Source organism: Streptomyces sp. NPDC086077 (assembly GCF_040686175.1).
Taxonomy (GTDB): Bacteria; Actinomycetota; Actinomycetes; order Streptomycetales; family Streptomycetaceae; genus Streptomyces.
In genome coordinates this window covers 20,345-40,424 of the sequence record NZ_JBFBJT010000025.1, presented here as the reverse complement: position 1 = coordinate 40,424, position 20,080 = coordinate 20,345, and the positions used below count along the sequence as shown (strand labels likewise).

The window sequence follows — 20,080 nt, the reverse complement described above, 5'->3', positions numbered from 1 at the left end:
AGGGCTCAGGGGCCGTGGTGCTGTGCCGGAGCGGCGCGCGGTGGGGGGTGCCGTGCTCGGAGACGCCTGCGGTGTGCCCGAGCCGTTCCGCGCAACCGGCTGCCATTTCCGGCGGCTGGTGAGCTGTGCCAGTACAAACCCCCCTTTCGAACCGGACAAAGAGCCGGGCCGCCCGGGGGTGGGCGGTCCACCGGACGAGAGGGACCAACTGATGAGCTCTGTTCTGGGCTCGGCGACAGCCGACCAGAATCCGACGACGGCCGGCGCCTACCGGCCGATATCCACGCACCTGGCGATCACACCGCCGGTGAGCGTGGTGATTCCCGCCATGAACGAGGCGGAGAATCTCCCGTACGTCTTCAAGACCCTTCCGGACTGGATCCACGAAGTGGTTTTGGTGGACGGCAATTCCACCGACGACACCGTAGAGGTCGCCCGTGGGCTGTGGCCGGACGTGAAGGTCGTCGAACAGCGCGGAAGGGGCAAGGGCGACGCGCTGATCACCGGATTCGAGGCGTGCACCGGCGACATCATCGTGATGGTCGACGCGGACGGCTCGGCCGACGGCAACGAGATCGTCAGCTATGTCTCCGCGCTGGTCTCCGGCGCGGACTTCGCCAAGGGGTCCCGGTTCGCCAACGGCGGCGGCACCGACGACATGACCTTCATCCGCAAGATGGGCAACCGCACGCTGTGCGCGGTCGTCAACCGCAAGTTCGGCGCCCGCTACACCGACCTGTGCTACGGCTACAACGCCTTCTGGCGGCACTGCCTCGACAAGATCGACCTCGACTGCACCGGCTTCGAGGTCGAGACGCTGATGAACATCCGCGTGGTCAAGGCCGGGCTGAAGGTGCAGGAGATCCCCAGCCACGAGTACCTCCGCATCCACGGCACCAGCAACCTCAGGGCGGTGCGCGACGGGCTGCGGGTGCTGAAGGTGATCCTGCGGGAGCGCTCGAACCGGCGCGCGCTGCGCCGCCGCAACCACCCCTCGCCGATGCTCGACTCGTCGCGGGGAGAGATCTCTTGAGCGATCCCGGCATCTCCGTCGTGATCTGCGTCTACACCGAGGACCGCTGGGAGGACATCCTCGCGGCCGTCGACTCGGTACGGGCGCAGTCCCGGCCGGCCCTGGAGACGCTCCTGGTCGTGGACCACAACGCGGCGCTCCTGGACCGACTCGCCCGGGAGTACAAGGAGTCCGAGGAGGACGCCGCCGTGCGGGTGCTCGCCAACGCGGGCCCCCGCGGCCTGTCCGCCGGCCGCAACACCGGCATCGCCGCCGCGCACGGTGACGTGATCGCCTTCCTGGACGACGACGCCGTGGCCGAACGCGACTGGCTGCGGCACTTCGCCGCGTCCTACGCCGATCCGCGCGTGATGGCGGTCGGCGGCCGTACGCTGCCCGTCTGGGCCTCGGGGCGCCGGCCTGTCTGGTTCCCGGAGGAGTTCGACTGGGTGGTCGGCTGCACCTACCGGGGCCTGCCGCCCGGCCTGGTCCGGGTCCGCAACGTGCTGGGCGGCAACGCGTCCTTCCGGCGCACGGCGTTCGACGCGGCGGGCGGCTTCGCCACCGGCATCGGCCGGGACGGCGACAAACGCCCGCTGGGCTGCGAGGAGACGGAGCTGTGCATCCGTCTGACCCGCGCCGTGCCCGAGGCGGTGCTGCTGATCGACGACCGCGCGGTGATCCACCACCGGGTGCCGTCGGGCCGCGAGCGGTTCGGCTACTTCCGCACCCGCACGTACGCCGAGGGCCTGTCGAAGGCGCTGGTGGCGCGGAGCGTGGGCGCGCAGAAGGGGCTGGAGTCCGAACGCCGTTACACGACCCGTGTGCTGCCGGCCGGGGTGGCGCGCGGTCTGCGGGACGCGGTGCTGGCCCGGCCGGGCGGCGCGGGCAGGGCGGGGGCGATCGTCGCGGGCGTGTGCGCGGCGGCCGGCGGCTATGTCGTGGGCAGCGTGCGGGCGCGCAGGAGCGGCACGGCGTTCGCGGTGGCGCCGATCGGGGGCAGCGGACGTGACTGACACGCGTGTGCCGATACTGATGTACCACGCGGTCGCGTCCGAACCGAACGACGCGACCCGGGCCCTGTCGGTCACTCCCGAGGCCTTCGCGCAGCAGATGGAGGTCATCGGCGACCTGGGGCTCACCCCGCTCACCACGGCCGAGCTCGCGGGGCGCTGGCGCTCCGGCCGTCCGCTGCCGCCGCGCCCGGTCCTGGTCACCTTCGACGACGGCTACGAGGGGGTCCACGGCCACGCCCTGCCCGTGCTCACCGAGCACGGCTTCCCGGCCACGCTGTTCGTCTCCACCGGCTGGATCGCGGGCGCCCACGACACCGGGGGCGGCCTGGACCGGATGCTCGACTGGGACCAGGTGCGCGAACTGGCCGCCTCGGGCGTCGAGATCGGCGGTCACAGCCACAGCCACCCGCAGCTCGACCAGCTCGGCGACGACGCCCTGCGCTTCGAGCTGAGCCGCTGCCGCGACATCGTCGCCGCCGAACTGGGCGCCCCGCCCGCGTCGTTCGCCTACCCGTACGGCTACTCCAGCCGCCGGGTCCGCCAGGAGGTGCGGGCGACGGGGTACGGCCAGGCGCTCGCAGTCGGCAACGACCTCGCCCGCCCCGCCCAGGGGCCGTACGCCCTGCGCCGTGTCACCGTGCGCCGCGGCACCGGGATCGAGGAGTTCGAGCGGCTCGTCGAGGGCCGCTCGATCACCCGCACCTTTGTCAGGGACCGCGCCCTCACCAAGGGCTACGCGATGGTCCGCAGAGCACGTCAGGTTCGCCGGAAGGCCACCCGTAACCGTGTCTGACACGACCACCACCACACAGGCCGCACCGACCGGGAAGGAGCCCACCGAGCAGCCCCGGCGCCGCTTGCGACTGCCGGGGCTGGGCCGGTCGCCGGGCAGCGGCCAGCTGCTGCGCAACGCCTACGCCCTGATGCTGAACACCGGCATCTCCGCCGTCCTCGGCCTCGGTTACTGGCTGCTCGCGGCCCGCCACTACTCCGAGGCGGCGGTCGGGCAGGGGTCCGCCGCGATCGCCGCGATGAAGCTCCTCGCGGGGCTCACCGCGGTGACGCTCACCGGTGCCCTGGCCCGGTTCATCCCGGTCGCCGGCCGTGGCACCGGACGGCTGATCTTCCGGACGTACGCGGGCAGTTCGCTCGTGGTGGCACTGGCGGCAGGCGTGTTCCTGCTGACGCTGGACGCGTGGGGACCGTCGTACCGCTTCCTGCATGCGCCGCTGCCCGCCGCCGGTTTCGTGGTGGCCGTCGTCGCCTGGAACCTGCTCACCCTCCAGGACGGGGTGCTCACCGGACTGCGCAACGCGCTGTGGGTGCCGGTCGGGAACACCGTCTTCTCGGCGGTGAAGCTGGGGCTGCTGATCGCGTTCGCGGTGGCGATCCCGATGGCCGGGGTCTTCGTCTCCTGGGTCGCGGCCATCGCCACCTCGGTGCTGCCGCTGGGCTGGCTGGTGTTCCGGCGGCTGGTGCCCCGGCACGTGCGGGTGACCGAGGACCAGGCGCGCACGCCGGCGCTGCGGGAGGTCGGCCGCTTCCTGGCGGGCGACTGGACGGGATCGCTGTTCTCGCTCGCCGTGGTCTATCTGGTGCCGGTGATCGTGGCCGCGCGGGTCGGCGCCGAGGACAACGCGTACTTCTACATCACCGCAACCATCGGCGGCACGGTCAACCTGCTCGCCATCAACATGGGTGCCTCGCTGACCGTCGAGGGCTCGCACGACCCGGGCCGGCTCGCCGCCAACACCCGGGCCGCGCTGCGGCGGATGGCCCGGATCATGCTGCCGGTCGCCGCGGTGCTGTTCTTCGGCGCGCCCTGGATCCTCGGCGTCTTCGGCGCCGGGTACGCGGAGGCGGCCACGCCGCTGTTGCGCTGGTTCGCCGCCGGGGCGGTGCTGCGGGTGGTGATGGAGACGTACTTCGCGGTGCTGCGCGCCCAGAGCCGTACCGCGGGGCTGGCCTGGTTGCAGGGGCTGCTGTGCGCGCTGGTGCTCGGCCTGACGCTGGTGCTGCTGCCGCGGATGGGCCTGACCGGGGCGGGCGTCGCCGAGATCGTCAGTCTCTCGGTGATCGTGGCGATCGCCGCGCCCAGGCTGTACCGCACCGTCCGGGGCGCCGCGTCCGACGTCCCGCCCGGCGCGGCACCCGACGGGGACCTGGCCGACCTGGGGGCGCGCGAGGTACCGGTGACCCCCGGGCCGGCGGGGCGCAGGCACGGACCGGCCTGGGCGCTGGACAGCGACACCCTCGTGCTGGGCCCCCCGGTCGACTTCGACCATCAGGAACGGCGGCCGGACGTACGGCCGGGGCCGGGGACGCCGCCCACGGGGGTGAGTGTGGTGGAGGCGCCGGTCCCGGCAAGGAAGCCGGAGCCCGTCGCGGGCACGGCGACGCGGGACGCGCGTGCGGGGGTCCCTTGGCGGCAGCGGCTGATGCCCACCCCCCTAGGTGTGGTCCTCGGCTGTCTGCTGGCCGCCGCGCTGCTGCTCTACTGGGTTCCGGCGTCCGGCCTGGGCGAGGCCGACCTGGACCGCATGGGCGGGCTGGGCCTGGTCTCCGTCCTGCCCCTGCCGACGCTGATCGGCGCCGCGCTGCTGGTCGTGGTGTTCGCCGCGCTGCTGTGGCCCGGCCGTGAGCACCGGACGCTGCTGCTGGTCACGCTGCTGGCGACGGTCGTGTCGCTGCACGCGCTGCCCGCCGTCGTCGAGACCGAGCCCCGGTTCGCCACGGCCTGGCAGCATCTCGGCTTCCTCGACCACATCGACCGCACCGGCACGGCCGTACCCGACCTGGACGCGCGCTGGAGCTGGCCCGGGTTCTTCGCGGTGGCCGCCTTCGTCGCCCAGGCCTGTGGGGTCGGCGACTTCACCGAGGTGATCCGCTGGTGGCCGCTGACCGTCCAGCTGCTCTACCTGGCACCGCTGTTCCTGCTGACCCGCGCACTACGGGCGAGCTGGCGCGCCCGGTGGGCCGGCGTGTGGATCTTCGTACTCAGCGGCTGGGTCGGCCAGGACTACTTCTCCCCGCAGGGCTTCACCTATCTGCTGTATCTCGTCCTGGTGGCGGTCCTGCTGGTCTGGTTCCGCGCCCCGCGCGTGATCTGGACGAGGCTCTGCCCCGGCGAGGCGGAGGTGCAGCCGGCGGGCCGGCGGCAGCGGGCGGTGCTGCTGCTCGTCGTGATCGGCCTGTTCGCGGCGACCGTTCCGGCCCACCAGCTCACGCCTTTCGTGATGCTGGGCGTGGTCACTGTCCTGGTGCTCCTCCACGTGTCCGAACTGCGTGGGCTGCCCGTCCTGTTCGGCGTGATGGTCGTGTCCTGGATCGGCTTCATGGCCGAGCCGTACTGGTCCGGGCACTTCGACGAGCTGTTCGGCGGCGTGGGGGGCGTCGGCGGCAACGTGTCGTCGTCGGTGTCCGGGCGGATCGAGGGCGGGAGCTCGACCCACAAACTCGTGCTGTACGCGCGCGTGGCGCTGGCCGGCGGGGTGCTGGCCCTAGCCTGCTGGGGCTGGTGGCGGCGGCGCGCGCACAGGTACCGCGAGCGGTCGCTGCTGGTCCTGACCTTCGTGCCGTTCCTCGGCTTCGGCATGCAGTCCTACGGCGGCGAGATGGCGTTGCGCGTCTTCCTGTTCGCGCTGCCCGGCGCTGCCCTGCTGGCGGGCCTCGCGCTCTTCCCGCGCGCCGGCCTGCCCGCCGGGACACGGAACAGCTACCGTGCGAGCCTCGCCCCGCTGGCCGCGCTGACGGCGGGGCTGGTGCTGATGGGCGGGTTCCTGGTGGCCCGGTGGGGCAACGAGCCGTTCGAGCGGGTGCGGCCCGGCGAGGTCGCCGCCATGGAGTTCGTGTACGCGCACGACGACCCGAGCGTGCGGCTGCTGTGGCTCAGCGACGACCCGCTGGAGACCGTGACGCCCGCGATGCCGTGGGGCGCGCGGGACATGGAGAAGGTGGAGTACGTGCCGACGCAGGCGCCGGCCGACCCGGCGCTGGTGTCAGGGCTGGTCAAGGCGTTGAAGGACGCCGGCCCTCACGCGTATCTGATGATCAACAGCGGTCAGGTCACCTATCTCCGCATGGATGTCGGCTACGCGGCCGCCTGGGAGCCCCGGCTGATCCGGAACCTGGACGGGCGGCCGGAGCTGCGGCGGGTCTTCGCCAACGCGGACGTGACGATCTACACCCTGGCCAGGCAACCGGCCGGCCCCGTCCCCGAGGCCGATCCCGGCCCACCGGGACCGCTGGTGACCTGGACCCCCTGGTCGGTGGTGGGCGCCCTCGCGGCCGTCGCGCTGATGGTGCTGCTGTCGGCACGGGAGGTGATCCGGGTGGCGACGCGGCCGAGCGTGCGGCAACTGCGCTGGTTGCAGGGCAGCTTCTGGTTCTCCCTGCCACTGCTGGCGGTGCTGGGCGCGGCGCTGGCGCAGCGCTTCCTGACGATGAAGTGACGCGCTACCGCTCGACCCACTCCACCTCGTACGGCCGCAGCTCGAGGCGCCTGCCGTCGACCTCGGCGCGGACCGCCCGGTCGCGGGTGTTGACGACCAGGAGGGTCCTGGCGGTGGCGAGGACACGCACGCCGGCCGGGGCGGCCACGCCCTCGTAGTCCGTCCCGGGCGGGAACTCGGCGTCGAAGCGGGCGACCAGGTCGTACATGGGCAACGCGGCGCCCCCGTCCTCGGTGCCGGTCGGCGACCACAGGCAGCCGGGGCAGTCGGGGCCGGTCTCCTCCTCCGGGTTCCAGTAGAAGCCGGAGGAGGCGCCGCCGCCGACCATCGCGATCATGGCGGCGGCCTGGACGGCCCGGCGGTGGGGCTCGGACCAGCCGTGCCGGTCGTCGTTGCCGTCGGCGGGCTCGACGTAGTACTCGGCCCACCACAGCGGCAGCTCGCCGCCGGTCTGCCGCCGCACCCACTGCCCGACGGCCGTGAACTTCTCCGTGGCGGCGAACTCGTCCGGCAGCAGCTCGTCGTCCTTGGTGTAGCTGGAGCCGTCCACGACGACGAAGTCGGCGCCCGCCTTGTGCTCGTTCCAGTAGGTGAAGGCGTCGAGGACACGCTGGTCCAGGGCGCCCCAGGGGCCCTGGAGGGTGGTGGAGGCGATCTCCGTCTGCCGTGGGTCGACACTGTCCATCACCAGGTAGGGCCCGCCCACCATGATGTCCTCGTCGACGTCCTTCAGCGCCTTGTGGACGAGGTTGTACAGCTCGGTGTAGCCCTCGTGGTCCCAGCGCTGCTCGGCGTCGTTCCAGAAGCCTTTGAACTCGTTCCAGACGATGAAGTGGCGTACGTCGGGATAGCGCTTGGCGACGGTCGCGGCGAGGGCCGCGAAGTCGGCGTAGTGCTCGGGCCGCGGGGCGGTCTCCAGGGCGTCCTGGCTCCAGTCCGTGTTGCCGGCGCCGGCCGTGCCGCCCTTCATCCAGTCCGGGGCGCAGCACAGTGTGATGACCGGGGTGCCGCCGGAGGCGCGGACGAAGTCGACACGGCGGTCGAGGGCGGCGAAGTCGTAACGGCCCTTCAGCGGCTCGGGGTTGTCGGCGCCCCAGCCCATGATGTGCTGGTTCTGCGGCAGCCCGGACCGTTCGAGGCGGCCGCCGACCCGGCCCACGGCCGCGGCTGCGCCCTCGTCGGCGCTGAACTGGGTGTGGGTGAAGCCCCAGCCGACGTCGGGGCGCGGCTGCCCGGGCGGGGCGACGGGCGTGCCGTGCACCTTGTCGCCGTCGGGTGAGGTACCGGCGGTGCTCGCGCCGTCGCCGGGGAGCGTGCCGAGCAGGGTCACCACCAGCGCCACGACGGCCGCCGACACGCCGAGCAGCGCGGTGAGCCGCCACCGCCGTGCCCCCGTGTGCCACTCATGACGTCCCATCGTGGGCAACAGTAACCGCGGGGACCGCGGTTGGGGCAGATGTCGCACATGTACGACCCGGCAACCGGATGGACCGGGGCACAGCGGAACGAGGGGCACACGGCCGACACTCCGCGCGCACCACGGAAAGCGGGTGCACGGGGCGCCCGTGTGCCCGATCATGGCGGCATGTCTGCGAACCCACACGACGCTCTGCCGATCCGGCTCCACGTCGACGACAGCGACTCGCCGTCCGACGTCGTCGACGCGCTGTTCCTCGGCCGCTTCGCGACGGGCGAGCAGCCGTTCTCCCACGCGGCGAACATCGACCGTGTCCGCTCCGGGGCGACGCTGCTGCCGTCGGGCGCGCGCGTGCTGCGCGTGGCCCGCGACGACGACCGCAGCGCCACGCTCGCGGAGGGCGACGGCTGGACGCTGCTGGTCTCCCGCTGGAACCGGGGCGCGGACGTCACGGTGACCGCGACCAGCGCCGACCTGGCCACGAAGGTCCTCGACCAGGCGACGGACGGCGCGGCGGACGAGCCCGAGCCGCAGCCGGAGAACGTGACGATGGGCTTCTGGTACGTCTCTCCCCGGCGCGGCCCGCACCGTACGACGCGGCAGATCTCGGCTGGCACGTGGGACGAGGTGCGCGCCAACTACACCGAGCCGGTCGCGCAGGCCATGGACCGGCTGATGAAGACGACGCCGGAGGACATCGCGGGCCGGCTGCTGCTGCTGCACGGCCCGCCGGGCACCGGCAAGACCTCGGCGCTGCGCACGCTGGCCCGCTCGTGGCGGGACTGGTGCCAGGTGGACTGCGTCCTGGACCCGGAGCGGCTCTTCAGCGACGTCGGCTATCTGACGGACATCGCGATCGGCGAGGAGGACGCCGCGGGCAAGGGCCGCTGGCGGCTGCTCCTGCTGGAGGACTGCGACGAGCTGATCCGCGGCGAGGCCAAGCACACGGCGGGGCAGGCGCTGTCGCGGCTGCTGAACCTGACGGACGGGCTGCTGGGCCAGGGCCGCAACGTCCTGGTCGGCGTCACGACCAACGAGGACCTGGAGCGCCTGCATCCGGCCGTCGTCCGCCCCGGCCGCTGCCTGGCCCGCATCGAGGTGGGGCCGCTGACCCGGCGCGAGGCGATCAGCTGGCTGGGCACCGAGGAGGGCGTCGGCCGGGAGGGGGCGACGCTGGCCGAGCTGTACGCACTGCGCCGGGGCACCTCCCCGACGGCGCTGCCGGAGCCGCGCGGCGGCTCGGAGGCGGGGCTGTACCTGTAGCGGGCCGCCCGGTCCCGGCCGGTGCTTTGATGGACGTATGACCCTGTTCGTCGGCACGTCGGGCTGGCAGTACAAGGACTGGCGGGGGCTGCTGTACCCGGGCGACTGCCCCATGCGGCTGTGGCTGGAGGAGTACGCCGCCGCCTTCGCGACGGTCGAGGTCAACAACGCGTTCTACCGGCTGCCGTCGCGGGAGAACTTCGAGGCGTGGCGGGACCGGGTGCCGTCGGACTTCGTGGTCGCGGTCAAGGCCAGCCGCTATCTGACGCACATCAAACGTCTGAAGGACCCCGAGGAGCCGGTGCGGCGCCTGATGACCCACGCGTCCGGGCTCGCCGGACGTCTCGGTCCGGTCCTCCTCCAGCTCCCGCCCAACCTGCGCGCGGATCCCGGGCTGCTGGACGCCTGCCTGGCCCGTTTCCCCCCGGGCACGCGGATCGCGGTGGAACCGCGGCACGACTCCTGGTGGACGCCGGAGGTGGAGGAGGTGCTGCGCTCCCGCGGGGCGGCCCTGTGCTGGGCCGACGTCCGCTCCCGGCCCGCGACGCCGCTGTGGCGCACCACCGGCTGGGGCTATGTCCGCTTCCACCAGGGCCGCGCCCGGCCCTGGCCCCACTACGGCCGGCAGTCCCTGCAGACCTGGCTGCACCGCATCACGGCCGCCTTCCCCGACGACCACGACGTGTTCGCGTACTTCAACAACGACCCGGGCGGGGCGGCGGTGGAGGACGCGGTGGCCTTCGCGGAGCTGGCGGGGCGGGCGGGGCGCAGGGTGACGCGGACGCCCGGGGTGCCGGTGACCCGGCGGTGAGGCGGGCGGATGCCCGGTGAGCGCGGAAGCGGGTCAGCCCCTCGGCTCCCGCTCCTCGTACGCGGCCCGCAACGCGTCCCGCACGGCGTCCAGCGCGGCCTCCGCACCGAGCCCCAGCCTGCGCACCCGTTCGGCGTAGGCCTGCGCGGCCCCAGCCGCCTCCCGCTCCGCCGCCGGTCCCGCCGCGGCGACGAACGTCCCGTTGCGCCCCCGGGTCTCGATCACGCCGTCCGTCTCCAGCGCCCGGTACGCCTTCGCCACGGTGTTCGCGGCCAGCCCCAGCGTCTCGGCGAGCCCCCGAACCGTCGGCAGCCGGTACCCCACCGGCAGCGTCCCCGACCGCGCCTGCGTCGAGATCTGGGCCCGAACCTGCTCGTACGGCGCCTCCGCGGCGCCCTCATCAATGTGGATCTTCAAGGTCACGGCCCGATTCTCCCCCACCGGCGGGACATCGAGCGGCAGGAAAATGAGAGGCGTCCGTCTCCTCGCCCCGCGTAGCGTGCGCCCCATGACAGTGATCGTGCGCGACCTCCGCCCCGACGTCCGGGCCGACATCGAGGGCTTCGCCCGTGTCCGCCGGCTCGCCCTGCCGTTCATCCTGGTCAGCCCGGAGTCCGTCGTCCATCACGTCACCCGGAGCCATCCGGACGCCCACTTCCGTTCCCTCGTCGCGGAGCTGGACGGCGAGGTGATCGGGACCGCGCAGGTGGGCCTCGCGCACCAGAGCCCTGAGCCGGGCCAGGGCTCGCTGAACGTCTACGTGCACCCGGAGCGGACCCGGCACGGCGCCGGCTCGCTGCTCGTGCGCACGGCCGAGGAGCACCTGGCGGCCCACGGGGCGGCCAAGCTCTTCTCCTGGGTACTGGACGGGCCCGCCAACCGCGCCTTCGCGGAGCGGCACGGCTACCGCGCGAGCCGCTCCGCGCATTTCCTCCGCCTGGACCTGGCGCACGGCACCCTGCCACCGCTCCAGGACCCGCAGCCCGGCGTCGAACTGCGCACGGCCGCCGACTACGCCGACGACCCGCGGCCGATGTTCGCACTGGACGCGGAGACGGCGTCCGACGAACCCAGCGACGTCGCCACGGAGTTCACCGACTACGAGGCATGGATCGAGGAGACGTGGAAGCACCCGCTCCTCGACCTCTCACTGACCTCGGTCGTGGTCGTCGACGGCCGGCCGGCCGCCTTCAGCGTCGCCTACACGGACGGCACCCGCTACAGCACGGCCATGACCGGCACCGCCCGCGCCTTCCGCGGCCGGGGCCTGGCCAAGCTCGCGAAGAACGACTCCCTGCACCGCGCCCGCGCCGCCGGGTACACGGAGGCGTTCACGGGCAACGACACCGGGAACGGCCCGATGCTCGCGATCAACAAGTGGCTCGGGTACGACATCTGCGCGACGGAGGTGCGCCATGCCCGGCAAGTCGGCTGAACCCGAGGCCGAGCCCAAGACCCTGGTGGACGTCGTCCTGCTCAAGGCGGGCCGGACGAAGATCCGGTACCCGGCCGAACTGCTCCAGGACGACGGCACCCGGATCGTGGTCCGCGCCCCCTTCGCGGGCGCCGGCGTGCGCGACTTCGGCTTCGTGCGCTTCGAGCCCGGTGACGTCTTCACCGAGTACTACTGGCGGGACCGCTGGTACGCCGTGATGGAGGTCCGCGACCCGGCCGGCGTGCTCAAGGGCTGGTACTGCGACATCGCCCGACCGGCGGCGTTCTCCGGCACCGAGCTGGTCGTCGAGGACCTCGACCTGGACCTGTGGCGCTCGGCCGACGGCACGGACGTACGCCGACTGGACGAGGACGAGTTCGCCGAGAGCGGCCTCACCTCGTCGGACCCGGAGGCGGCCGCCGCGGCCGTGGCAGCTCTGGACGCACTGGAGGCACTGGCCCGCGGCGACGGCTTCGAGGCCCTGCTCGGCAGCTGAACGTCACGTCAGGGCGACGACCGCGTACCGCTCGTCGTCCACGGCCTTCCCCCACAGCGCCGCGTCCTGCGACAACCGCTCCACCCGCACCGACCCGGCGAGCGGCGCGAGAAGCTCCCGCAGCCGGCCGGCGGCCAGGCCCACCGGCGTGACCGTCCCCCAGACGCCCTCGACCAGCACCAGCCGTCCGCCCGGCCGCAGCAACCCCCGCCAGTGCCTCAGCACCCCGCCCTGGTCCGGCAGCGTCCACAGCACGTGCCGTACGAGCACGACGTCGAACCGCCGCCGGCCCACCGGCGGTGCCGCCGCGTCACCGACCAGGAACACCGCGTCCCGTCCGGCGAGCTTCGCCCGGGCCAGGTCCACCATGGCCGGGGAGAGGTCGACGCCGGTGACGCGATGTCCCTGCTCGGCCGCGAGGAGCGACAGGCTGCCGGTGCCGCAGCCGAGGTCGAGGACGTCACAGGGCGCGCCCGGCAGCCAGGAGCGCAGCCGCCGCGCCCAGGCGTCCCGCACTCCGGGATCGCGCAGTCCGTGGTCCGGCTCGTCGTCGAAGGCGGCGGCCCGCGCATCCCAGTCCACTCCGTCCGCCGAGGTCAGCCCGTGGCTGTGATCCACCCTGTGATCCGTCATGACACACAGGGTGACAGCCACCACTGACAGCCGAATGGTGACGGCCGCCACAGACATATCGGCAGCGATGAGGAACTCTCCCCGAAATGGTCTACCTCCGCGAGAACGCGGAACACGGTAGGCACTGAAGGAGGCAGCCATGCGCCGAGTCACAGTGCACAGGCCCCCGCGGAAGACGGACTCACGAAGACTCCGCGAGGAGACCGACGAGCCCACCTGCGAACGCCGGCCCGAGGTGCGCAAGGACATCGCCCGCACCTGGTGGCCGGCCAACTGATTCTGACCCGCCGCGCCTACCTCAGCGCAGTCTGAGCGGTCCCTTAAAGGGACCATAAGGATCTCCTCCCACCGCCTTCAGCAGGAGATTTCGCGGTCTTCTCGGGCTAGCTTCTGAACGCCCCCCACGGGATCCCCCTCGGGATCGAGCCCCGGGATCCGTTCAGGTGACCGCTACGAGGAGTTCCCCCATGCCCGCACGCCGCAAGGCCGCCACCGTCGCCGCCGTCGGCATCGCCCCGCTCGCCCTGACCGTGCTGTCCACCGCGCCCGCGTCCGCGCACGGCTCGATGGGCGACCCGGTCAGCCGTGTCTCCCAGTGCTACGCGGAGGGACCGGAGAGCCCCGGTTCGCAGGCGTGCAAGGCGGCGGTGGCGGCGGGCGGCACCCAGGCGCTGTACGACTGGAACGGCATCCGCATCGGCAACGCGGCCGGGCAGCACGAGGCGCTCATCCCGGACGGCAAGCTGTGCAGCGCGAACAACGAGGCGTTCAAGGGCCTCGACCTGGCCCGCGCCGACTGGCCCGCCACATCCGTGAGCAGTGGCTCGTACACCTTCAAGTACCGCGTGACCGCCCCGCACAAGGGCACCTTCAAGGTCTATGTCACCAAGCCCGGCTTCGACTCCGCCAAGGCGCTCGGCTGGGACGACCTGGACCTGGTGAACCCGGTGGCGACGGTCACCGACCCGGCCGCGTCCGGCGGTTTCTACACGTTCTCCGGCACGCTCCCGGAGCGCTCCGGCAAGCACGTCCTGTACGCGGTCTGGCAGCGTTCGGACAGTCCGGAGGCCTTCTACTCCTGCTCGGACGTCAGCTTCGGCGGCGGCAGCGGAGGCGGCACCGGTACGGACACCGGCACCGGCACCGACGCCGGTGACAGCGGCGAGGGCGGCGGCCGGAGCGGCGACGAGGGCTCGACCGCGCCCGCCCCCAGCGCCTCCGCCCCCAGCGACGAGCAGATCGAAACCGGCGCCGAGCACTCCACCGTGGAGAACCACGGCCACGGCGACGACGACCCCGGCACGTCCGCGGAGCCGGCCGCGCAGGACGGTGGCCCGGACGACGCACCCACGGCCGACCAGCCGCGGGTCGCGGCCGCCGGGGCCACCGAGAACCTCGCCGAGACCGGTGGTGACAGCGGCACCACCTACCTCGCCGTCGGCGGCGCGGCCGCGCTCGCGCTCGGTTCGGCGACCCTGTTCGCGTCGGTCCGCCGGCGGGCGGCGAGCAGCGGCCGGCACGGCCGCTGATCCGGTACTCCGGGGCCTGACCGGCGGCTCAGGCCGGTCGGGCCCCGGCGTCGTGGCGCGGGCGTCAGCTGAACACGGACGCGCAGGTGGTCGGCCTGGCCCGCGCCGGATCAAGGGCGTTGGCCACCTCGTGGAAGGCGATCCGGTCGAACAGTCCGATCGCCAGATGCTCGGAGAGGTCGACCGGACACAGGTCCTGGAGCAGCACGTTGCGCACGTCCGGCCCGTTCAGGAACTGACTGCGGTACGGCGTGACCACCTGGTCGTACTTGGTGGCGATGACCGTGTAGCGCACGCCGGGCACGGTGTCGCCGCCCGCGTTGAGCTGGGTGAGGAAGGCGGAGCCGGCGATCTGGTCGGCGAGTGCCGGGGTGGCGGTGGAGAGCAGGTCCTCGGCGCCCGGGAAGTACGGCAGCAGTCGGGTGAGGCCGGAGAGGGTAGTGCCGTGGTTGTCGGGGGCGATGCCGACCAGGGCGTTCACCTCGGCCGCTCCGCCGAGGAACTTGAGGTAGTGGCGGGGCATCATGCCGCCCTGGGAGTGGCCGACGAGGTCGGCCTCGGCGGCGCCGGTCGCGGCGAGCACCTTGTCGACGAACGCGTCGAGCTGTCCGGCCGACTTCTCGATGGGGCCGAGGCCGTGGAAGAAGGGGACGCCGGGCAACTGGCCGTAGTCGAGGGAGAAGACGCAGTAGCCGCGGCTCGTCAGATACGGGGCGAGTCCCAGCCAGTTGTCGACGGAGTTGCCGAACGTGCCGTGGACCAGGACGACGGGGCGGGGGTGGGCGGCGGAGGGCTTGCAGGAGTAGTCGTTCCAACCACTGCTGACGGCGCTGGTGGCGGCCTGGGCGGTGGCGGCGGGAAGCGTGGCGACGGTGGCGGTCAGCAGCAGCGCGACCACGGGTCTGAGCAGTCGTTTCCAGGGCAGCATCGGGTGATCTCCTTGCGGCTCAAGGGAGTTGCGATGGCCTTACGCCCTGTGACCCGGATCACGAGGATGCTGTTCACCCGTCAAGTTACGGGTGAGTAGTTCAAGGGGGAAGTTACGCGTCAGTAAAAACTTCCAGTGATAACCAGTCACCAGGAGGGCCGGACCGGCCCGTGGGGCCCGAGGCGCGGCAACTGCCGTCGCAGCGCCCGCACCTCGGCCTCCCCGAGCCCCCCCACGCCCGCACGGCCTCCGCGGCCGCCTCCTCCGCGGCCCGCGCGCACTCCCCCCCCCCGCCCGGTCAGCACGACGAGCCGCTCCCGCGCGGCATCCGGATGCGGCCGGCGTACGACGTATCGGTGGCGGTCGCCCGTCCGGGGCGAGCGGGGTCCCCGGGCCAACTGAACGACGCGCGAAGGACCTACGCCGCCAGCGACCCCGGAATCACCGCCCGTGGGCCGAACTTCGCCCGCACGCGATCCGCGACCTCCTCGATCCGGCGGACCTTCTCGTCCACGGGGTCGAAGGTCAGCTGGTGGGAGGAGAGCTCGACGGACGTGAGCCCCTCCGCGCGCAGGGCGATCGCACGGACCCGGGCACGCTGGAGGCCGAGCGCCTCGTACATCCCGTACGCCGCCCGTGCCAGCGCCGGAGAGTGCGCGGTCGGTTCCTGGAGGGTGCGGCTGCGGGTGGTCGAGGAGCGGTCGGCGTAGCGGACGGTGAGGGTCAGGGTGCGGCAGACCTTCTCCACGGCGCGCAGCCGGGTGCCCAGTTCCTCGGTGGCCGACAGCAGCGCGCGGCGGTGCCGCTCGGGATCCAGTTCGTCGCGCGGGAAGGGGCGCTCGGCGGCCAGCGACCGCGACACGGCGTTCGGGACCACCCGCCCGCGGTCGATGCCGTTCGCCTTCTCGTGCAGTTCCCGGCCCGTCTTAGCGCCGATCAGCCGCTGGAGCGTGGACAGCGGCGCGCCGGCCACCCGACCGAGGGTGTCGAGGCCGTACTCGCACAGGGTGCGGGCGGTCGCGGTCCCGGCACCGGGCAGTACGGCGACGGGCTTGTCGGCGAGGAACTCGGCGATGGCGTCCGGCTCCTCGGGCACCACACAGGTCACGCCGGGCCGGGCGTACCGCAGCGCCACGCGGGCGAGCAGCGGTCCGGGCCCGGCGCCGATCGCGCAGTCGACCCCGTGACGGGCGAGCGCCCGCACCCGGATCACCGACGCGAGCTCCACCGCACCGCGCCCGAAGTACCGCTCGGCGCCCCGCAGGTCGGCCAGCGCCCCGTCCGGCGGCAACGCCTCGACGACCGGCGTGAACTCCTCCAGCAGCCCCAGCAACCGGGGCAGGGCCGCCTCGTACATCGGCGGCAGCTGGAAACGTACGCAGAGGATGGTCATCCCGCACTCCCCGGGCTCTGGTGCCACAACTTCCTTCCCACCGCGGGCCCTTCGCCCGCAGGGCGCAGATCTGCCCAGGGGTGCATCTCGTACCCCGTGGGCATACGGATCTTCCGGCCCCCCGAACCCTCCCGGTCCCCGGCGTCCTCCGTCTCCCCCGCCCCTTCCGTCTCCCGCCGGCTCTCCCCCGCTCCCTTCCGGCCCTCCATCGGGTCGCGGGCCGCGGAGCCGGCCGGCGCGGGCAGCCCGTCGGAGCCGGCCACCCGGCGGCGCGCCGGGCCCTGTCCGTCGCCGTCCCCGCCGGATCCGGGACCGGTGCCGCGCGCGTCCGCGAGTCGGGCCGCGACGCCCTCCAGCCCCTCCTCCCGGCGCAGCTCCTGCAGTTCGGCGAGGTTCCAGGCGGCGGCCCCCACCACGCTGATGCTGCGCGGCCCGCGCCGCTGCACCACTCCGCGCACCAGCAGCAGCCAGGAGTGGAAGACGGTGTGCGCGCAGGCGTCGTGCGAGTCGTCGAAGAAGGCGAGGTCGACCAGGCCCGTCCCGTCGTCCAGCGTGGTGAAGATGACCCGCTTGCCGGACCGGATCGGCGGCGTCTGCGTGGCCGCCTTGGCACCCGCGACCAGCACCGTCTCGCCGTGCCGGGCATCGCGCAGCCGCCGCGCCGACACCACGCCCAGCTCGTCGAGGAACGCGCGGTGGTCGTCCATCAGATTGCGCGAGGCATCCATGGACAGCACCCCCAGCTCGGCGCTGAGCCGCTCCGCCGCGGACAGGTCGGGCAGCCCGGCCGGCGCGGTCTGCCGCCCGCCGGACAGCGGGAGCTGGGCCCCGCCCCCGCTCCGGGCGGCCCGGTGCAGCTCGGTCAGGTGCAGTTGCAGATCACGGCGGTTGGCACCGAACGAGTCCAGGGCACCGACCTGGGCCAGCCGCTGCGCCAGCGGCCGGCTGGGCCGCGCCCGCTCCCAGAAGTCCACCAGTGAGGCGTACGGCTGCCCGTGCGCGACCCGCGCCGCCTCGGCCTCGCTGATGCCGTACACGTCGGAGAGGGCCAACCGGAGTCCCCACACCTTCGATTCAGACACCAGTTCGATCCTGTGTGCGACCCCGGACTTGTTCACGTCCAACGGCAGGATCGGCACCCCCCGCCGCCGCGCGTCCGCCAGCAGCAGCCGCTTCGGGTACATCCCGGGATCGTGCGTGAGCAGCCCCGCGTAGAAGGCGGCGGGGTGATGCGCCTTCAGCCACGCCGACTGGTACGTCGGTACGGCGAAGGCGACGGCGTGTGCCTTGCAGAAGCCGTACGAGCCGAACGCCTCGACGATCTCCCAGGTCCGCCGGATCGTCTCCGGGTCGTATCCGCGCGCCGTCGCGTGCTGGGCGAACCACACCTTGATCCGCCCCTGCGACTCCGGGTCCGACAGCCCCCGCCGCACCCGGTCCGCCTCGTCGCGCCCGCAGCCGGTCATGATGTCGACGATGTGGATGATCTGCTCGTGGAAGACGACGACCCCGTACGTCTCCTTCAGCGGCCCCTCCAGATCGGGGTGCGGATAGCGGATCGGCGCCCGCCCGTGCCGCGCCTCGATGAACGGCCGCACCATGTCGGCGGCGACCGGCCCGGGCCGGAAGAGCGAGATGTCGACGACCAGATCGTGGAAGGTGGCCGGCTGCAGCCGCCCGACCAGGTCCCGCTGCCCCGGCGACTCGATCTGGAAGCAGCCCAGCGTCTCGGCGGTGCGGATCAGGCCGTACGTCGCCGGATCGCCGTCGCGGACCGCGTCGAGGTCGATCCGCTCCCCCGTCGCCCGCTGCACCTCGGTGACCGCGTGGGCCATCGCCGACTGCATCCGTACCCCGAGCACGTCCAGCTTGAGCAGCCCGAGGTCCTCGACGTCGTCCTTGTCGAACTGCGACATGGGCAGCCCCTCGCCGCTGGTCGGCATGACCGGCGTACGGGAGAGCAGGGAGGCGTCGGACAGGAGCACACCGCACGGGTGCATCGCGACCCCGCGCGGGAGGGCGTCCAGGGCCTCGACCAGCTCCCACAGCTTCCCGTGGCGCTCCCTCTCCCCCGCCAGCCGCTTGAGCTCGGGCAGCTCGTCGAGGGCGGCACGGGCGTCCCGCGCGCGGATGTGCGGGAAGGACTTGGCGATGCGGTCGATGTCGGCGGGATCCATGGACAGGGCCGCGCCCACGTCACGGATGGCGTGGCGGACGCGGTACGTCTCCGGCATCGCGACCGTCGCGACCCGCTCGGCACCGAAGCGGTCGATGATCGCCCGGTAGACCTCGAGCCGGCGCGCGGACTCCACGTCGATGTCGATGTCGGGCAGCACCAGGCGGCGCTTGGACAGGAAGCGCTCCATCAGCAGTCCGTGCTCGACCGGGTCGGCGTGGGCGATGCCGAGGAGATGGTTGACGAGGGAGCCCGCGCCGGAGCCGCGCGCGGCGACCCGGATGCCCATGTCCTTCACGTCGTCGACGACCTGGGCGACGGTCAGGAAGTAGGAGGCGAAGCCGTGGTGGGCGATGATGTCCAGCTCGTCGTGCATCCGCTCCCAGTAAGCGCGCCGGCCGGCGTAGCCGTGCCGCACCATCCCCGCCGCCGCCCGGGAGGCGAGCACCCGCTGGGCGCTGCGCCGGCCCGCGCCGACCAGGTGCGGCTCGGGAAAGTGGACGGTGCCGATGCCGAGGTCGTCCTCGGGGTCGACCAGGCACTCGGCGGCGGTCGCCTGCGTCTGCTCCAGCAGCCGGTGCGCGGTGTCCCGCCGGAAACCCGCTGCCTCGACGACCCGCTCCGCCACCCCGAGCATGGCACCCGCGTCCTTCAGCCAGGCCTCGCCGGAGTCCAGCTCCTTGGCCGGGTCGATCGGCACCAGGCGGCGGGCGGCGTCCAGGACGTCGGCGACCGGGCCCATGCCGGGGTCGGCGTAGCGGACGGCGTTGCTGAGCACCGGCCGCACACGTTGCTCGGCGGCGAAGCCGACGGTACGGGCGGCCAGGCGCAGGGAGCCGGGGCCGGTGCCCTCGCGGCCGTGCCAGACGGCCTCCAGGCGCAGGGCGTCGCCGTAGACCTCCCGCCAGGGCACGAGGAGCCTCGCGGCGCGGTCCGGGCGGCCCGCGGCGAGGGCGCGACCGACATCGGAGTCGGGGCCCAGCAGGACGGTGAGGCCGTCGGCGTGATGGGCGGCCCAGGGCAGCAGGGGCGTGCCCTCGCCCCGCTGCGCCGCAGTGACGATTCTGCACAGGCCGGCCCAGCCGCGGGCGCCGTCCCGGGCGAGGAAGGTGACGCGCGGTGTCGACTCATCGATGAAGGCACCCCCGCGCACGGGGGCGCGGCGTCGCCGGTCCTGCCGCACGCGCTCGCGCTCGGGCTCGAACTCCGCCACCGCCAGCTCCACCCCGAACAGCGGACGGACGCCCGCCTTCGCGCAGGCCTTGGCGAAGCGGACGGAGCCGGCGAGCGTGTCGCGATCGGTGAGCGCGAGGGCGTCCATGCCCCGCTCGGAGGCGCGCTCCGCCAGCCGCTCCGGGTGCGAGGCGCCGTGCCGCAGGGAGAACCCGGAGACGGTGTGCAGATGCGTGAAACCCGGCACACGCACCTCCCGCACTCGCGAGCCCGAATCAGCTCTCGAACATCAGTTCCCAACTCTCCCACCCCCACCATAGACCAATTTCCGAACATGTGTGCGACAT

General features: G+C 73.1%; 16 protein-coding genes and 1 pseudogene. 10 read left to right on the top strand and 7 right to left on the bottom strand.

Annotation, left to right across the window (positions count from 1 at the left end):
* Positions 1-211 precede the first annotated feature (211 nt).
* Genes AB0O67_RS10440 through AB0O67_RS10425 form a run of 4 tightly spaced genes read left to right on the top strand, consistent with a single transcriptional unit; the run spans position 212 to position 6,479 of the window.
* Positions 212-1,033: a glycosyltransferase family 2 protein gene (locus AB0O67_RS10440; RefSeq protein ID WP_365448283.1), complete on the top strand. Its 822-nt coding sequence runs from the start codon at positions 212-214 to the stop codon at positions 1,031-1,033.
* A complete protein-coding gene (locus AB0O67_RS10435) occupies positions 1,030-2,028 on the top strand; it encodes a glycosyltransferase family 2 protein (RefSeq protein ID WP_365448281.1) in 999 nt (332 codons plus the stop codon). Before AB0O67_RS10440 ends, AB0O67_RS10435 begins: the two co-directional genes overlap by 4 nt.
* Complete coding sequence (locus AB0O67_RS10430) at positions 2,021-2,821, top strand: polysaccharide deacetylase family protein (RefSeq protein ID WP_365448279.1); 801 nt, start codon at positions 2,021-2,023, stop codon at positions 2,819-2,821. The genes AB0O67_RS10435 and AB0O67_RS10430 overlap by 8 nt, the downstream gene beginning before the upstream one ends.
* The gene (locus tag AB0O67_RS10425) at positions 2,814-6,479 is read left to right on the top strand and encodes a lipopolysaccharide biosynthesis protein (RefSeq protein ID WP_365448277.1); all 3,666 of its coding nucleotides are present in this window, start codon (positions 2,814-2,816) and stop codon (positions 6,477-6,479) included. The genes AB0O67_RS10430 and AB0O67_RS10425 overlap by 8 nt, the downstream gene beginning before the upstream one ends.
* Before the next feature lie 4 nt (positions 6,480-6,483).
* On the opposite strand, the gene AB0O67_RS10420 is transcribed toward AB0O67_RS10425, so the two are convergent.
* Positions 6,484-7,896 carry a xylan 1,4-beta-xylosidase gene (locus AB0O67_RS10420; protein WP_365448275.1) on the bottom strand — a complete coding sequence of 471 codons (1,413 nt, stop codon included), beginning with the start codon at positions 7,894-7,896 and terminating at the stop codon, positions 6,484-6,486.
* Positions 7,897-8,064: 168 nt separating this feature from the next.
* Here AB0O67_RS10420 and AB0O67_RS10415 point away from each other — a divergent pair, with 168 nt between their 5' ends.
* Positions 8,065-9,159 carry a DUF5925 domain-containing protein gene (locus tag AB0O67_RS10415; protein WP_365448274.1) on the top strand — a complete coding sequence of 365 codons (1,095 nt, stop codon included), beginning with the start codon at positions 8,065-8,067 and terminating at the stop codon, positions 9,157-9,159.
* A gap of 37 nt (positions 9,160-9,196) precedes the next feature.
* The gene (locus tag AB0O67_RS10410) at positions 9,197-9,970 is read left to right on the top strand and encodes a DUF72 domain-containing protein (protein WP_365448272.1); all 774 of its coding nucleotides are present in this window, start codon (positions 9,197-9,199) and stop codon (positions 9,968-9,970) included.
* Between the two features lie 33 nt (positions 9,971-10,003).
* Here AB0O67_RS10410 and AB0O67_RS10405 read toward each other — a convergent pair whose 3' ends face one another.
* Positions 10,004-10,393, bottom strand: coding sequence for a GntR family transcriptional regulator (locus AB0O67_RS10405; protein WP_365448270.1), 390 nt, complete (start codon positions 10,391-10,393; stop codon positions 10,004-10,006).
* Positions 10,394-10,478: 85 nt separating this feature from the next.
* On the opposite strand from AB0O67_RS10405, the gene AB0O67_RS10400 reads away from it, so the two are divergent.
* Both AB0O67_RS10400 and AB0O67_RS10395 read left to right on the top strand, forming a co-directional pair.
* Complete coding sequence (locus AB0O67_RS10400; RefSeq protein ID WP_365448268.1) at positions 10,479-11,405, top strand: GNAT family N-acetyltransferase; 927 nt, start codon at positions 10,479-10,481, stop codon at positions 11,403-11,405.
* On the top strand, positions 11,386-11,901 hold the full coding sequence (locus tag AB0O67_RS10395; protein ID WP_365448266.1) for a DUF402 domain-containing protein: 516 nt from the start codon (positions 11,386-11,388) through the stop codon (positions 11,899-11,901). Before AB0O67_RS10400 ends, AB0O67_RS10395 begins: the two co-directional genes overlap by 20 nt.
* A 3-nt stretch (positions 11,902-11,904) precedes the next feature.
* Here AB0O67_RS10395 and AB0O67_RS10390 read toward each other — a convergent pair whose 3' ends face one another.
* The gene (locus AB0O67_RS10390) at positions 11,905-12,534 is read right to left on the bottom strand and encodes a class I SAM-dependent methyltransferase (protein ID WP_365448264.1); all 630 of its coding nucleotides are present in this window, start codon (positions 12,532-12,534) and stop codon (positions 11,905-11,907) included.
* A gap of 139 nt (positions 12,535-12,673) precedes the next feature.
* Between AB0O67_RS10390 and AB0O67_RS10385 the strand changes: the two genes are divergently transcribed.
* Positions 12,674-12,811 (top strand): hypothetical protein, encoded by a 138-nt coding sequence (locus tag AB0O67_RS10385; protein WP_365448262.1) that lies wholly within the window; start codon positions 12,674-12,676, stop codon positions 12,809-12,811.
* Between the two features lie 190 nt (positions 12,812-13,001).
* Complete coding sequence (locus AB0O67_RS10380) at positions 13,002-14,063, top strand: lytic polysaccharide monooxygenase (protein WP_365448260.1); 1,062 nt, start codon at positions 13,002-13,004, stop codon at positions 14,061-14,063.
* A 64-nt stretch (positions 14,064-14,127) separates the two neighbouring features.
* Here AB0O67_RS10380 and AB0O67_RS10375 read toward each other — a convergent pair whose 3' ends face one another.
* The 4 genes and pseudogenes from AB0O67_RS10375 to AB0O67_RS10360 all read right to left on the bottom strand — a co-directional run bounded on the left by AB0O67_RS10375 (position 14,128) and on the right by AB0O67_RS10360 (position 19,980).
* A complete protein-coding gene (locus AB0O67_RS10375; protein ID WP_365448258.1) occupies positions 14,128-14,991 on the bottom strand; it encodes an alpha/beta fold hydrolase in 864 nt (287 codons plus the stop codon).
* A 146-nt stretch (positions 14,992-15,137) separates the two neighbouring features.
* Positions 15,138-15,335, bottom strand: a pseudogene (locus AB0O67_RS10370) (MarR family transcriptional regulator); the annotation flags it as partial.
* A 74-nt stretch (positions 15,336-15,409) separates the two neighbouring features.
* Positions 15,410-16,384, bottom strand: coding sequence for a hypothetical protein (locus AB0O67_RS10365; protein WP_365448256.1), 975 nt, complete (start codon positions 16,382-16,384; stop codon positions 15,410-15,412).
* Positions 16,381-19,980, bottom strand: a complete 3,600-nt coding sequence (locus tag AB0O67_RS10360) for a DNA polymerase III subunit alpha (protein ID WP_365448254.1) — start codon at positions 19,978-19,980, stop codon at positions 16,381-16,383. Before AB0O67_RS10360 ends, AB0O67_RS10365 begins: the two co-directional genes overlap by 4 nt.
* Positions 19,981-20,080 lie beyond the last annotated feature (100 nt).